The organism is Neorhizobium alkalisoli (genome assembly GCF_002968635.1).
GTDB classification, from domain to species: Bacteria; Pseudomonadota; Alphaproteobacteria; order Rhizobiales; family Rhizobiaceae; genus Neorhizobium; species Neorhizobium alkalisoli.
Genome location: NZ_PVBN01000011.1, coordinates 130,613 through 144,570, shown reverse-complemented (window position 1 = coordinate 144,570; position 13,958 = coordinate 130,613). Strand labels below are relative to the sequence as shown.

10 protein-coding genes are annotated in these 13,958 nt (G+C 59.7%); 4 read left to right on the top strand and 6 right to left on the bottom strand.

What is annotated here, in order from left to right:
• Window positions 1-55: 55 nt before the first annotated feature.
• Window positions 56-1,003, top strand: a complete 948-nt coding sequence (locus C5L13_RS22010) for a LysR family transcriptional regulator (RefSeq protein ID WP_245571428.1) — start codon at window positions 56-58, stop codon at window positions 1,001-1,003.
• Window positions 1,004-1,091: 88 nt separating this feature from the next.
• Here C5L13_RS22010 and C5L13_RS22005 read toward each other — a convergent pair whose 3' ends face one another.
• The 4 genes from C5L13_RS22005 to C5L13_RS21990 all read right to left on the bottom strand — a co-directional run bounded on the left by C5L13_RS22005 (window position 1,092) and on the right by C5L13_RS21990 (window position 6,393).
• Window positions 1,092-4,232 carry an efflux RND transporter permease subunit gene (locus C5L13_RS22005; RefSeq protein WP_105385408.1) on the bottom strand — a complete coding sequence of 1,047 codons (3,141 nt, stop codon included), beginning with the start codon at window positions 4,230-4,232 and terminating at the stop codon, window positions 1,092-1,094.
• Window positions 4,229-5,401 carry an efflux RND transporter periplasmic adaptor subunit gene (locus tag C5L13_RS22000; RefSeq protein ID WP_105385407.1) on the bottom strand — a complete coding sequence of 391 codons (1,173 nt, stop codon included), beginning with the start codon at window positions 5,399-5,401 and terminating at the stop codon, window positions 4,229-4,231. The genes C5L13_RS22005 and C5L13_RS22000 overlap by 4 nt, the downstream gene beginning before the upstream one ends.
• 40 nt (window positions 5,402-5,441) lie before the next feature.
• Window positions 5,442-5,711: a YXWGXW repeat-containing protein gene (locus C5L13_RS21995; protein WP_105385406.1), complete on the bottom strand. Its 270-nt coding sequence runs from the start codon at window positions 5,709-5,711 to the stop codon at window positions 5,442-5,444.
• 202 nt (window positions 5,712-5,913) lie between these two features.
• Window positions 5,914-6,393, bottom strand: a complete 480-nt coding sequence (locus C5L13_RS21990) for a YqhA family protein (protein ID WP_105385405.1) — start codon at window positions 6,391-6,393, stop codon at window positions 5,914-5,916.
• 483 nt (window positions 6,394-6,876) lie between these two features.
• Between C5L13_RS21990 and C5L13_RS21985 the strand changes: the two genes are divergently transcribed.
• The 3 genes from C5L13_RS21985 (at window position 6,877) to C5L13_RS21975 (ending at window position 11,058) form a co-directional block, all read left to right on the top strand.
• On the top strand, window positions 6,877-7,911 hold the full coding sequence (locus C5L13_RS21985; protein WP_245571432.1) for an AI-2E family transporter: 1,035 nt from the start codon (window positions 6,877-6,879) through the stop codon (window positions 7,909-7,911).
• A gap of 1 nt (window position 7,912) precedes the next feature.
• The gene (locus C5L13_RS21980) at window positions 7,913-9,562 is read left to right on the top strand and encodes an alpha/beta hydrolase (protein ID WP_105385403.1); all 1,650 of its coding nucleotides are present in this window, start codon (window positions 7,913-7,915) and stop codon (window positions 9,560-9,562) included.
• Between the two features lie 293 nt (window positions 9,563-9,855).
• A complete protein-coding gene (locus C5L13_RS21975; RefSeq protein WP_245571427.1) occupies window positions 9,856-11,058 on the top strand; it encodes an MFS transporter in 1,203 nt (400 codons plus the stop codon).
• 130 nt (window positions 11,059-11,188) lie between these two features.
• Here C5L13_RS21975 and C5L13_RS21970 read toward each other — a convergent pair whose 3' ends face one another.
• Both C5L13_RS21970 and C5L13_RS21965 read right to left on the bottom strand, forming a co-directional pair.
• On the bottom strand, window positions 11,189-12,244 hold the full coding sequence (locus C5L13_RS21970) for an Ldh family oxidoreductase (RefSeq protein WP_105385401.1): 1,056 nt from the start codon (window positions 12,242-12,244) through the stop codon (window positions 11,189-11,191).
• An 80-nt stretch (window positions 12,245-12,324) separates the two neighbouring features.
• On the bottom strand, window positions 12,325-13,845 hold the full coding sequence (locus C5L13_RS21965; protein WP_105385400.1) for an ABC transporter substrate-binding protein: 1,521 nt from the start codon (window positions 13,843-13,845) through the stop codon (window positions 12,325-12,327).
• Window positions 13,846-13,958: the final 113 nt, after the last annotated feature.

Sequence of the window (13,958 nt, the reverse complement as noted above, 5' to 3'; positions counted from 1 at the left end):
CCTGGTTGAACCGCGCCAACGATAGACATCCAGACTTCATCCTTGAAATCGATACATGATATATGACAACATCCATGCTATGGATTTATACGGGATAGACCTCAACTTGCTTGTTGCCTTCGACGCGCTGATTGCGGAACGAAGTGTCACGCGGGCTGGCAAGCGAATAGGACGCACGCAACCGGCCATGAGCGCCGCCCTCGCACGACTGCGCGCCCTGTTTGGCGACGAGCTGTTCGTGCGTGGTCCGTCCGGGCTGCAACCAACACAGCGCGCGAGCGACCTGGCCGAACCGCTCGGCCGAGCACTGTCGGAGATTAGTCGCACGCTCGATTTCACCCAACGCTTCGACCCTGCGATTTCCTCGCAGGAGTTCACGCTGGCCCTGTCCGATCATCCGGCTTTTATGCTGCTTCCACGCCTGACCGAAATCTTGCGAGACCAGGCGCCCAATGTCACCCTGCGTATCAAGGCGTTCACCCATCGCGACGATGCGGTGTCCATTCTCGATGCCGGAGAGGCCGACCTGACCATAGGGGTGCCGCCACGGCAGTCTGTTGGGGGCCGCATCCTGAGCAAACCGCTGTTCGAAGAACGCTTTGTCTGCATCATGCGCCATGGTCATCCCGCGGCTTCGCATCCCCTAGATCTGCGGAGCTTTCTCGGCCTGTCGCACCTTCTCGTGTCTCCGGAAGGCGAGAGGTTCGGTCAGGTCGATGCGGCACTCGCCGCGACAGGGCAGCGCAGACGCATAGCGCTGTCGCTACCGCAAATGTATGCAGCTCCTGCGCTCGTGGCGCGTTCCGATCTGATCGCCACTTTGATGGAAGGCGTAGTCAAGGCTTCTGCCTGCCGCGACGAACTGGTCGCGCTGCCACCGCCGATCGCCTTGGCTCCGGTATCGTTTGTCATGTCCTGGCATCGCAGGAACGAAGCCCACCCGGTCCAGCGGTGGCTTCGCGAGATCCTCTCGGGTCTCCAGGGACCGCATCCAGGTAAATGATGATCGGGAGACACGATCTGACGTTCGTGCGCCGCCTGGAGGAGCATGCCGCCGAGCGCTGCGATTTCTCGCCAATTCCGCATCTGCGCTAGTGCGCAGCCTCTCTCGGGTGGGTTGTTCTACCTGCAATGCGAGCCTTGAGATTTTCCCGGACATTCTGGACCAGTACGTAGAGGACAGGGATCACAACCAGACCAAGAAGAGTTCCCACCAGCAGGCCTCCGAACACAGTCATGCCGATCGACTGCCGGCTTGCCGCACCGGCCCCCGTCGCGACGACGAGTGGGACGACCCCGAGGATGGACGCAATCGCGGTCATCAGAACCGGGCGGAAACGTTGCGCCGTTCCTGCCCTAGCCGCTTCGTCGATGCTCATGCCCTCGTCGCGCCGTTCCTTCGCGAATTCCACGATCAGAATGGCATTTTTCGCGGCAAGCCCAATGAGAAGAACGAGTCCGATCTGAGCGTAGATGTTGAGCTCGATACCCGTTAACAACAGGGCTGCAAGCGCACCGAGAACGGCGACCGAGACCGACAACATCACGGCAACGGGAACGCTCCAACTCTCGTACTGCCCCACCAGAAAAAGATATGTAAAGACGATTCCCACCAGCAGGACGATCACCGTCTGGTTCCCGGACTGCTTCTCCTGAAGTGCGAGCCCGGTCCACTCGAAGCCGAAACCGTCCGGCAGGGTCCGCTCGGCTAGCGCCTCCATTTGGGCGAGAGCTTCCCCCGTGCTCACGCTCGCCGCAGGCTGTCCGTTTACGGACGCGGCTGGAAACAGATTGTAGCGGCTGATGGACCCCGGACCATAGGACGTCTCTATAGACAGCAAGGATTGGAGGGGGACAGCAGCACCGCTCTGGCTGCGAACCCTCAACCTCTGAATGTCCTCGATCCTGCTGCGGAACTGCGGCTCGTCTTGGATGCGTACCTGATAGACCCGCGAAAACATGTTGAAGTCGTCCACATACGCCGATCCGAGATGTGCCTGCAAGGCACTGAAAATGGCTGCGGGAGGTACCCCGAAAAGTTCTGCCCGTGCCCTGTCGATATCGAGGAACACCTGCGGGACCCCAGCCGAAAAAGTGCTGAAGACGCTCGAAAGACTAGCTGATTGGTTCGCGTTGACGATCAGCCCCCGCATCACCGCCGCGAGCTCCTGCGGGGTCTGCCCTGCGCGGGCCTGGAGGCGCATATCGAAGCCCCCGGTAACGCCTAGTCCGGGTATGGCCGGCGGATTGAACGGAACGACAGACGCACCGGGAATGGCCGCGAACTGGGAACGCAGGCGACCCATCAGGCGTTCGACGCTTTCGTCCGCCCCCCGTTCGCTCCAGTTTTTCAACGCCGCGATGACCATGCCCGTATTCGATCCGCCGCCGCCGACCATGCTGCTACCGGCGATCCCGATGGAATTCTCGACGCCCGGCGTATTCCGCAATACTTCCGTGACACGAGCGAGCGTCTGCTCGGTCCGCTCAAGCGAGGCAGCGTCCGGCAGCTGGACATTCATGAAGAGATACCCCTGGTCTTCGGCCGGGACGAATCCGGTCGGAAGCATCCGGAATGCCCCATAGATGCCGCCGAGAAAGACCAGGAACACGACAGTCGACAGGACGAGGCGATGCGAGAACATTGCCAGCGCGCGGAGATAGAAAGCACGTGAGGTGTCGAGACCTCGGTTGAAGACGCCGAAGACGCCGGACCGGCGCGCCACAGGCGCGCGCAACAACAGAGCACACAGTGCCGGGCTCAGGGTCAGTGCGTTCACCGTGGAGAAGGTGATCGTCACCAGGATGGTGACGGCGAACTGACTGTAGAGCTGCCCGGTTATACCGCCCAGGAAGGCGACCGGAACGAAGAGCGCTGCCAGCACCAGCGTGGTTGCGATGATTGGGCCGGTAACCTGGTCCATCGTGCGGGCCGTCGCTTCGTTGACGTCGACGCCGTCCTCGGCCATCACCCGCTGCACGTTTTCCACCACGATGATCGCGTCGTCAACGACGAGGCTGATCGCCAGGACCACAGCAAACAGCGTGATTGTATTGGCCGAATAGCCGAGCACGTAGAGAACCGCAAAACCCCCGATCAGCGAAACGGGGATCGTCAACATCGGGATGAGCGTCGAGCGCCAGTCCTGCAGGAAAAGGTATGTGACCGCGACGACGAGAGCGAAGGTGATAACGAGGGTCAACGCAATCTCGCTGATGGTCTCGTTGACGAACATCGTCGTGTCGAACACCACGGTGTAGGCAAGGTCATTTGGAAACTGCCTCGATAAACGTTCGAGTTCTCCTCTTACATTCTGGGAGACGGCAAGAGCATTGGCGTCGGATGATTGGTAGACGACAACAGTCGCACTCGGCCGACCATTGAGCATCGATGTCGTGTCATAGGACTGAGCCCCGAGCTCGACCCGCGCCACGTCCCTCAGCCGGACGATACCGCCGTCTGTGTTGGTTCTTACGACGACATTGCCGAACTCCACTTCGTTGCGCAGACGGCCTTGGGCCATGACCGTGAGTTGGAGCTGTTGACCGGCAACGGTGGGAGAAGAGCCTAGCTGACCAGCGGACGCTTGCGCATTCTGCGCCTGGATGGCGGCGGTAAGGTCAGCGGCGGTGATTCCGAGCGCCTGCATGCGGTCCGGATTCATCCAGACCCGCATGCTGTAGGAGGGGCCGAAGACGCCCGCCTCACCGACGCCGGCCACGCGGGCCACCGCGTCGCGAATATTGATTGTCGCGTAGTTGCTGATGAATAGTTCGTCGTGCGTTCCCTTGGGTGAATAGAGCGCTATCCCCATCAGCATGCTGGACGAGCGGCTCCGGACTGAGACACCGGCTTGCGTAACAGCGGGCGGAAGACGGGCGGTCGCAAGCGCCACTCGGTTCTGGACATTCACCTGGGCGATGGCAGGGTCTGTTCCGACCGCAAACGTGACTGTTAGCGAATAGGTGCCGTTGTTCGTGCTGGAGGAGGACATGTAGAGCATGTCCTCGACCCCGTTTACCTGATCCTCAATGACCGCTCCGACGCTGTCCGTCATCACCTCGGCATTGGCGCCGGGATAGCTCGCAGTCACCTGTACTTCGGGCGGCGTAATCTGGGGAAACTGCGCCACGGGAATCTGGGTCAGCGCGATCGCACCGGCGAGAGTCATGACGACCGCGATGACCATTGCCAATCGGGGACGACCTATGAACGGCCTCGAAAGGTTCATGGCCGCGATCCCGAGACTGGCGCGGAACCATTTCCTGCCTGCGAAGGCACGGGGCTGGGTTCTTGTCTTGCTTCAACCTCGACCCCGGGAGAGATATTCTGCAGCCCCTCGACGATCACCTTTTCCTCTCCATCCAGCCCCCCCACCACGATCCAGTTGGATCCGCTCTGGCCGGAGACTTCGACCCGGCGCAGTTCGACCTTGCTATCGCCGCCGACAAGAAGGACGTAGCGGCCGTCCCTGTCCTGCTGAACAGCGGCCACTGGTACGACCGGGCGGGGGCGTGGATCAGCTTGACGCACGATAATCGTCACGAACTGGCCAGGCACCAACAGCCCTTCTGGGTTGGCGAACAGGGCCCTGATAGGGAGAGTCCCGGTTTGAACGTCGATTTCGTTTTCGAAGAACTCGATCTGCCCATGTTCTGGATATTCCGCACCGTTTGAGAGGCGCAGGCTTATCGCGAAGCCAGTAGCAAGCTGCTCCTTGCTCGTCCCCCCTGTAGCGGAGCGAAGATCGAGGATCGAGCGGTCGGTGACGGAAAATACGGCCCGCACCGGATCCATTTGAACCACCGTTGCCAGAGCGCCGGAAGAAGGGCCGACAAGGCTGCCGACGGTGAAGGCAGAAATGCCGATCCGCCCATCGATCGGCGAAGCGATCCGAGTATAGCCGAGATTGAGTTCGGCTCTGCTGACGCCGGCCTCTGCGGAGAGGAAATTTGCCTGGGCTGTCTCACGTGCGGTTTCGCTCTCTTCGAGGATAGCCTGCGACACCGTCTGCCGGTTGAGGGACTGGTTGCGTTGCAGGCGCCTCTCCGCTTCGGTCCGTGACGCCTGTGCGCTCAGCAGAACGGCCTGCGCCTCCTTCAGCGCGATCTCGTAGGCGGTGGACTCGATGGTGAAAAGCTCCTGATCCTTCCGGACCACCTCCCCCTCGGCAAACACTCGGCTTGCCAGGAAGCCGTCGATGCGGGACCGTATGGCGACAGAATTGACTGCCTCCACCCGTCCCACGAATTCGTAGCGCGGCGATACGTCTTCAATCGCAACACCGGCGGTGGCAACCACCGGCTTCACTTGAGCGGCTGCCACATACGGTGCGAGGAGGAAGACAATCAAGACGACACCCTGTGCCGACGCGTGTCTTCGAGCTGCTGATCGTCTCATGAAGGGTGTCTCCGCTGCACGATCTTAACGTTGGATGAAATCACCGGCGCCTGAGCCACCGGCCCCGTATCCACACCCAGCGTCCACGCCTTGCGCTCCAGACCCACCGTCCCCTTACCCAGCGGTAACCTCGCCTGGGAGAGGGGACACGCTCCAATCGTGGCCGCGGCGGCGGCGGTCGACGCCGGACCGGAAACCGAAGAGTTCCGGAGTCCTGCTGAGCCTGAGCGTCAGCTATCTGGGTGATATTCGTGATTGTCGCCACGGCGGCAGTCAGCAGTCCGATCAGAAATGAACGCCTTGTTCGCATTTCAGCTCTCCTTGATTCAGGATGAACTTGATATCGAAGAATGCATAGGCGGCGCGGATGCGTCTTTCCGCAAGCAGATGACGCTCGCGTGCCGGTTGAGTATCCGCTTATTGCCTAAATTTTCAAGTCGGAAGTTGTGCATCAATCACAATAATGAATTCGGCATTACCCGCCCCCGAATGTGTCCCAGGTTAGCTCATGCTTACCGCGACTGGCCATGATCCGACGCCGTGGCGACCAGCTTCATCGCAGCCGCAAGGAATAGGATCGAGGCAGGGAGGACCAGTCCGTTCCATTCCAGCATGCCCCCCGTTTCGGCCACGAGCGTGGCAAAATGGACAACGAGATAGAGGATGATGAGCTGAAAGAAGAGGATCTTAAGTTCCCCGACCGTATCCAGTATGATCCACGACGGAACACGTTTTCTATCTTCGGGCGACAGGTCCAGGACGAAGCCGAAAGTAATCGCGTAGGCGAAGATCAGGAGAACTATCCCGAACAGGAACTTGTCTGTGGATCCGAGGACGGCAGCGATCACCGAAATGTCCTGCCCGGACCGGAGATAGGTGATTGCATCAATGAGACCCAAGAGACCCTCCCATAACATAAGGAAGGCGCCGATCAGCACACCTAGCGAAGCTAGTATCATGATGTAACGCAGGCTGAGGAAAAACGAGATCATGGGAGAAATCCTTCGCATACTACCCGTGCGTGCGCGTGATCGTCGAGCCAACATCGACCACAGTCAAGCTCATCCGAATACCATGTCTCCCGCGTGTTTCAGAACGAAGCAACGCTCGTCAGAACTACCACCTCCTTTACCTATGGCTGTATCGAACTAAATTTCAGATTGCCGCTACGCTCAACCGGGCTTAGCGTTGATCACTCCGCAACCGCGGAAGCGAATGCATGGCGTGTAAAAGTCCGTTCAATTAGCCCCTTTTCATCGGGAGGCAATCATGACCGGGAGTGTCCAGAAGCTTTCGCTGGCGTCGCTCCGCCGAAACCTGACTCCGCCAACAGGGAACGGAGGCCGTAACGCATACCGGTGTATAACCGGAACGCGGCCGAAGCGGTCGACATTGCGTGACATGTCTCGACGACTGAGGAAAGGCGGGCGACGGAGGCATTTCGAATGGGGACTTGGAGGCAGGATTTGATCCAGGTGGCATCATCCAGGCCGAGCCTCGTATTGCTGGCAACCTTGGCGGCGCTTTGGACCGCCAAGGCAGCTGCGCCATTTCTCGCTCCTTTGACGCTGGCCATGTTCATTCTTGCCTTCGCCTGGCCGGTCCAGTCGTTCCTCCAAGAGCGTGTGCCGAAGATCATCGCCCTCGTGCTCACCCTAGCTCTGGTTCTGGGGGTGATGCTGGTGCTGGGTCTGCTGGCACTGTGGGCCTTTGGAGCCGTATGGCAGGCCATCAGCAGCAACGCAGCGCGCTATCAGCTTCTGTATCAATCCGCGGCGGACTGGCTGGAAGGGCACGGTATCGTCATGGCCGGCATCTGGGCGGACAATATCAACGTCAACTGGCTTCTCCGGATGACGCAGCAGATCGTGTCCCGGATGAGCCAGACGATGAGCTTCTGGATCGTGGCAATCGCGTATCTCGTCACGGGCCTCGTGGAGGTGGAACGCGTGAAGCACAACGTGCGGGGCCTGTCCGATCCAGCCGTATCCGAGATCATCATTGGAGGCTTCGGGGAGACCGCCAGAAAGCTGCGCCGCTACATGTGGGTCCGCACGGTCATCAGCATGTTTACGGGAGTCGCAATCGGGGTCTTCGCCCTCGCGACACAAATACCGTTCGCGGTGGAGTGGGGCGTGATCGGTTTCGCGCTCAACTTCATTCCGTTCATCGGACCTCTGATTGCGACCACCTTGCCGTCGCTCTTCGTCCTCGCGCATTTGGGAGACCCTGGTTTCGCCCTGATGGTCTTCGCGTGTTTGAGCATCGTCCAGTTTCTCAGCGGCAACTACATCGAGCCTCGCGTTTCCGGAGACGCCCTGCAACTTTCACCGTTTGTGATCCTTGTCGCCATCTTCCTCTGGACTTTCATCTGGGGGATATATGGCACGTTCATCGGCGTTCCGATCGCGATAGCGGTAGCGGCCTTTACGAGCCGCGCCCCTGCGATGAGATGGCTGTCGCAGTTGATGGGGGGCGGGGAAGCCCTGGAAAAAAGGCCAGGAGCTTGAGATGACCGGTTCTGCCGCCAGGAGATTTCTCCGTTCGCTCTCCGTGACAGGCACCATCCTGGCAACCGTCTTCTTCGCAGCTTCACTGACGCCGAGCCTGATGCCGCGTTCCTACCAGGTGCAGGGCCTGCTTTCAGGACTTTGCGCAGCCGTCGGATATCTCATCGGGGCCGGCCTGTCCTCGCTCTGGCGCTACCTGGAACTGCCCACGGCAAGGAAGCTTCATGTTCCTATCGAAGTGGCGGTCTGCATAGCCGGTCTGCTCATCGCGGTCGCATCGCTCTGGCATGCTGTGGAATGGCAGAACTCGATCCGGACGTTGTGGCATATGGTTCCTCTGGAAACGGCCTATCCTTACCGTCTCGCCGCGATTGCGGTATTGGCGTTTTTTGCCGCCTTTGCGATCGGACGCGCCTTTGGTTGGATCGCCATCCGATCGTCTTCGTTTCTCGCCCGATATGTTCCCAGACGGGTATCGCTTATCCTGGGTGTCCTCGCGGCGGCCGCGCTCTTCTGGTCGCTCGGACAGGGGGTGCTGCTGAAGCTCGCGCTCGACATGACCGATGCTTCGTTCAAGCAGCTCGACGCCTTGCTTGAGGAACCGGACGCACCATCGGTGCCGGGTTCTGTGACAGGGGGAGCGTCCTCCCTGATTTCCTGGGAGGGCCTCGGGCGTCAGGGAAGGCATTATGTGACTTCCGGTCCCGGAGCAGAAGATATCAGGCGTTTCTGGAGCACAGAAGCGCTGGACCCGTTGAGAGTTTATGTGGGACTGAACAATGCGGACAGCCCACAGGACCGGGCGACGCTCGCGCTGAAGGAACTCCAGCGGCAAGGAGGCTTTCAACGCCGGGTCCTGGTGGTCATCGCGCCGACGGGGACAGGGTGGGTCGATGCCGCGGCTATGGATCCGCTGGAATATCTCCATCGCGGAGACGTGGCGAGCGTCGCGGTCCAATATTCATATCTGGCAAGCTGGCTCTCGCTCCTCGTGGAGCCGGACAATGGCCGTGAAACCACGAGGGCGCTGTTCACGACAATCTACAGCTATTGGCGAACGCTGCCGAAGGATACTCGGCCGGCGCTCTATCTTTACGGCCTCAGTCTCGGCGCGCTCAATTCAGAGGCATCGGCTGACATCTACGATATGGTCGGGGATCCGTTCCAGGGAGCGCTTTGGGTGGGACCTCCATTCAGAAGCACCAGGTGGCGCTCCATCACCGAGCAACGGAATGCCGATTCTCCAGCATGGCTCCCCCGCTTCCGGGATGGTTCCGTCGTCCGTTTCACCAATCAGGACAACCACCTCGATGAAGCCGCAGCGCCCTGGGGGCCGCTTCGGATCATCTACCTCCAATACGCCAGCGACCCAGTCACCTTCTTCGAAACGGGTTCTGCATTCGGCGCTCCCGAATGGATGCAGGGGCAACGGGGGCCGGACGTCTCGCCCGCGTTCAGGTGGATTCCCATCATCACGATGCTGCAGTTGCTGTTCGATATGATGACGGCGACGGAATCCCCTGCCGGCTTCGGACATGTCTATGCGGCTGACGACTATATAGACTGCTGGATCGCGATGACGGCTCCGCCGATCCAGGCTTCCGAAGTCACTCGTCTGAAAGACATGTTCGGCGGAAAGCTTGCGCCATGATGATAGGAAAGAGCACCCAGACCCCGATGCGAGCGAAGGCCATCTCGGGGGTTCAACGGTTCCAACAAGCAGACGCTGTTCTCAACCGTTATCGCAGCGTGAAAGGAATACCGCGGGAAAGGACGCTTTAGTCGGTAGCCGACATTGCTTCTGTGGTGGCCTTCGCCGTTCCGTCCTTTGAATTGAACCGCATACGCCCACCGCCCCACGAATCTTCATGAACGGGTTGGCGCGCTTCCGGGGTAGCTCCGCATATCGAGACAGGGGACGGGAACAACTGAGGGGAGATTATCGTGGGTCAGATTGGCGCTATCATACTGGCAACGAGCTTTATTCAGCTTGCGAATGGCTTCTTCACAACTCTGGTGTCCCTACGATTTGGTCTCGAGGCTTTCGACCCCGCCTTCGAGGGCCTGGTGATGAGTTCCTATTTTGTCGGATTCACAATCGGCGCAGTCGCCTGCGGCCCGTTGATTCAGCGCATTGGCCACATCCGCAGCTACGCGGCCTTCGCCGGCGTCACCATCGCGGCGGCAGCAATCATGGTAGTGAATACCACCTTATGGACTTGGGGAGCATCGAGGGTAGCCGTTGGTTTCGGATGCGTGGGGGTATTCGTGACCACGGAAAGCTGGCTGAATTCGAAGGCATCCCCCGAACTTCGCGGTCGGACATTCGCCAGCTACATGATCGGCACGTTCTTGGCCCTCGCGCTTGGCCAGCTGCTGATCGGTTACATGCCGATCGAAGGATCCGCGCCCTTTAATGTCATCGTGGTTCTTTTCGCCGTTGCGATCGTCATCGTAAGTTCGACCTATGCCGATCCTCCAGCGATTGTGCCGGAACACCATCTCCCCTTCCTTGAGCTCGTGCGGGCGGCACCTCTTGGTGTTGCGGGCTGCGTCGTCGCGGGCATGGTGAGCTCCACTTTCTACGCGGTCGTGCCAGCCTGGATGTTGCTGAACGACATCTCGCAATCGACCATATCATTCGTGATGCTGGCAGCGGTTCTTGGCGGACTCGGCTTTCAGGTTCCCATCGGCAGGTTTTCAGACAGACATGATCGACGCCTGGTTCTGAGCGCTATTGCGCTGGGATTTACAGCAGCTGCAATCGCGCTTGCGGTGCTGCCTCATACGCTCGGAACGGTGCTTCCCATTGCGGTAGTCCTAGGCGGCTTCATGTCGACCCTTTATCCGGTCTCCGTTGCGCACACGATGGACAATATGGCAGGCGAACGGCTGGTCGCAATCAGTAGCCGGGTCATCTTGGCAAGCGGTATCGGCTCGATAATTGGTCCTTTCACAGGCTCCTGGATCATGGGGCGGCATGAGATCAATGGCGTACTCTATTGCATGGCAGGCGCAACCGCCGCCTTGGGAACACTAGCAGCAGCGCTCGCCGCACGCTCAAAAGCGGCACGGCAGGACCGTCCCTTCCAAGTTATGACGCCTCAGGCAGTTCCAATCGCTGCCGCAACCGACGTGGACCGCTGAGCACACCTGAAATACGGCTTGCGCTCCAAACGGCCACATCCGTTTTGCGGGCAAAGTCGCTCATCCTCCGGCCCAGCAAGCCGGCTACGATGCAACTGGCGGAGATTCTTCAAAGAGATGTCTCGCCAACTCAAGCGGCGGCGTTAGGGATAGCCACGCCGAAAATCTCGGCGTGTTTACAGAGTTTCGCCCAAGGCACATCACTCACCGGAACTCCCTCCTCCAATGCCAAGCGACGCTTGCGCGCGGCGCTATCGCCCGGCATGCGCACGGGGCCCTTGTTCCAGCTCGCCGGAGGATTGCTACGGCACGCGGCGGCAAGAAAATCAGACTGCGTCGTAAAGGCATCCAGCCCAGCGAAAAAGGCAGGGTCGATGACCTGCAGGAAGGCGCTTTGCGAGAAGACGCCGGGCGGTGTATTCGCCCGCCCCTTGCCGGAAAGCCCCTGCCCCAGCAACTCGACCATCAGCCCGAGCCCAAAGCCCTTATGTCCCTTAAGCTGACCGCCAAGCGGCATCATCGTCCCGCCCCGTTCCGTCACCTCGCGCGGATCGTCGGTCGGCTCGCCTTCAGCGGTGAAAGCCCAGGCCTCGGGAAATTTCTGACCCGCCTTGGCAAGCGTCTGGGTCATGGTGGTGGTGGTGATCGAGGCAGAGACGTCGATCAGGATCGGATCATCTGAGGTTGGAAAACCGGCCGCCATCGGGTTGGGCGTCAGGAGCGGGCGTGTACCGCCATAGGGCGCAACGCGGCTGGCGGCGGGGTGCGATACCGAAAGCTGCACGATCAGACCCTGCTCGGTAACTTGACGCATGAAGGCCGAAAGCGCGCAGGTGTGGTGACAGTTGCGGATCGCCGCGGTGACGACGCCATGGTCGCGCGCACGCTCACAGGCCTGGTCGATCGCTTTGGTCAAAAGCCAGGCACCGGGCAGGGACTTGCCGTCCCAGACGAAGGCAGCGCCGCGGTCATTGACGACCTCATAACTGCCCGCCTTCGCCAGCGAACCATCTTCAAGAGCTTCGACATACCAATGCAACAGGCTGACACCATGGGTCTCGTGACCGATCATGTCACCCTCCACGAGGATGGCGGCTGTCGCTTCGGCCTTGTCGATCTCCATGCCGGCGCCGATCAGTATGCGCTCGGCAAATTCGGAAAGGGCAGCTCTGTCTATCAGGGGCATCGGTTCTTCCACCCGTCACGTCATGGAGGGCGTGGGCCTCACGGTTGGTGAGGCCCACGCCGAAGCTTGTGGAATGCGGATTACTTGAAGCGGATTTGCGACAGCTGCAGTTCCGAATTGGTCGCAATCGTAGGCTTGAAGTCCAGCCGCGGCGAGACACGCGTGAAACCCACCATGTGGAACATGGGGATGTCGGCGATAATCTCGGTGTTCACCTTTGCAAAAAGCTCCTTCCAGAGTTTTGTCCGCTCATCGCCGGTCGCAGAGGTCGCCTTCGCGATCAGTGCGCCGACGGCCGGATCGCGAACCATGGAATGAGATCCCCCAGAGGCGTATTTGACGAAGGCGGTAAATACTGGATCGCCGGTTGCGTTATCGTGCTGCGACTGCGTCAACGTAGGCCCGGAATCCGCAATAAAGGGCGCGACGAAATAACCGTTCCAGACCGAAACGTCGTACATGTCGAGCTTGACGTTCAGGCCGACTTCCTGAAGCATCGCCATCATTGCTTCCATGGCTTCCGTGGCATTCGGATACTGCCCGTTACGACCAATGATGCGGATCTGGCGATCGATCGGCACGCCATCGGCCTTGGCTGCTTTGACCAGTTCCTTTGCTTTTTCGGGATCGTAGGGCCAGGCCGGAATGTCGGCATTGTAGCCAATCGTGGTCGGCACGACGAGTTGCGTGGCAATCTTTGCCTGTTCCGGGAAAAGTGTTCCGAGCATCGCCTGGCGATCGATGGCGAGGTTCATCGCTTCGCGAATGCGGCGATCCTTGAGCGGCGCCTCTCGCGTATCGATGCGTAACGACGTTGTCTCGGAGTTCGGATAGGCGAAATCGGTTTCCTTGTTGGTTGCATCCTGTACGGATACCGCAGGAACGATATCGGCTTCGCCGGCATCCACCATGGCCGCTGCAACCGCACTATCGGAGCGGAAGAGATAGGTGGCTTGCTCCACCTGAGGCTGCTCGCCCCAGTAATTTGGATTGCGCTTCAGCGTGATCGACTGGCCGATATCCCATTTGTCGAATGTATAGGGGCCTGTGCCGATCGGTTTGCGGGTGAATTCGTTCGCCGGTGTCGCCTCGGCGGATTCCACCGTCATGACCGTCATCAGAAGGGGAAGGATCGGCTGGGCAGGTTTTGTCGTGATGCGGATCGTATTGGCATCCGGCGTCTCGAAGCTAAATTCCGTGCCGCCGAAATATTTGCCGCCGGTCTCACAGCTGAGCTTTTTGTTCTTGTTCCGCTCGATCGTGAACTGAACGTCCTTTGACGTAAATGGCTTGCCATCATGCCATTTGACATTCGGGCGCAGCTTGAATTCCCAGGTATCCTCATCGACCTTCGACCATTCGGTCGCGAGGCGTGGTTTCAGCCCGCCATTGACGTAATCAAACTCGACCAGCATCTCGTTGACATTCTCCGAGATCACCCGGCCGACGTCCTGGCGGGCCGCCATGCAGGGCTCGACGACATCGACCGTTTCCGCAAGCACGATGGTGACGTTTCGCTTCGCATCCTGGGCGTGGGCCGAGCCGCAGCTCAACGCGATGATGGTCGTAGAAATATAGGCAGCTGCCATACGCAGGTTCATTTCAGTCTCCTCCCGGGCGCCTTCAGCGCGTGTCTCAGTAAACTATTGGACCTTCTTTTGGCTCTCCGTCAGCGATCCTCCTCGCTGTGGATAATTGATACACATGCGTACTA

What these genes read in the sequence shown, in the direction of transcription:
- C5L13_RS21965 (WP_105385400.1), bottom strand. Translation starts at nt 13,845, where the DNA reads ATGAACCTGCGTATGGCAGCTGCCTATATTTCTACGACCATCATCGCG.
- C5L13_RS21995 (WP_105385406.1), bottom strand. Translation starts at nt 5,711, where the DNA reads ATGCGAACAAGGCGTTCATTTCTGATCGGACTGCTGACTGCCGCCGTG.
- C5L13_RS21970 (WP_105385401.1), bottom strand. Translation starts at nt 12,244, where the DNA reads ATGCCCCTGATAGACAGAGCTGCCCTTTCCGAATTTGCCGAGCGCATA.
- C5L13_RS21990 (WP_105385405.1), bottom strand. Translation starts at nt 6,393, where the DNA reads ATGATCTCGTTTTTCCTCAGCCTGCGTTACATCATGATACTAGCTTCG.
- C5L13_RS22005 (WP_105385408.1), bottom strand. Translation starts at nt 4,232, where the DNA reads ATGAACCTTTCGAGGCCGTTCATAGGTCGTCCCCGATTGGCAATGGTC.
- C5L13_RS22010 (WP_245571428.1), top strand. Translation starts at nt 56, where the DNA reads ATGATATATGACAACATCCATGCTATGGATTTATACGGGATAGACCTC.
- C5L13_RS21980 (WP_105385403.1), top strand. Translation starts at nt 7,913, where the DNA reads ATGACCGGTTCTGCCGCCAGGAGATTTCTCCGTTCGCTCTCCGTGACA.
- C5L13_RS22000 (WP_105385407.1), bottom strand. Translation starts at nt 5,401, where the DNA reads ATGAGACGATCAGCAGCTCGAAGACACGCGTCGGCACAGGGTGTCGTC.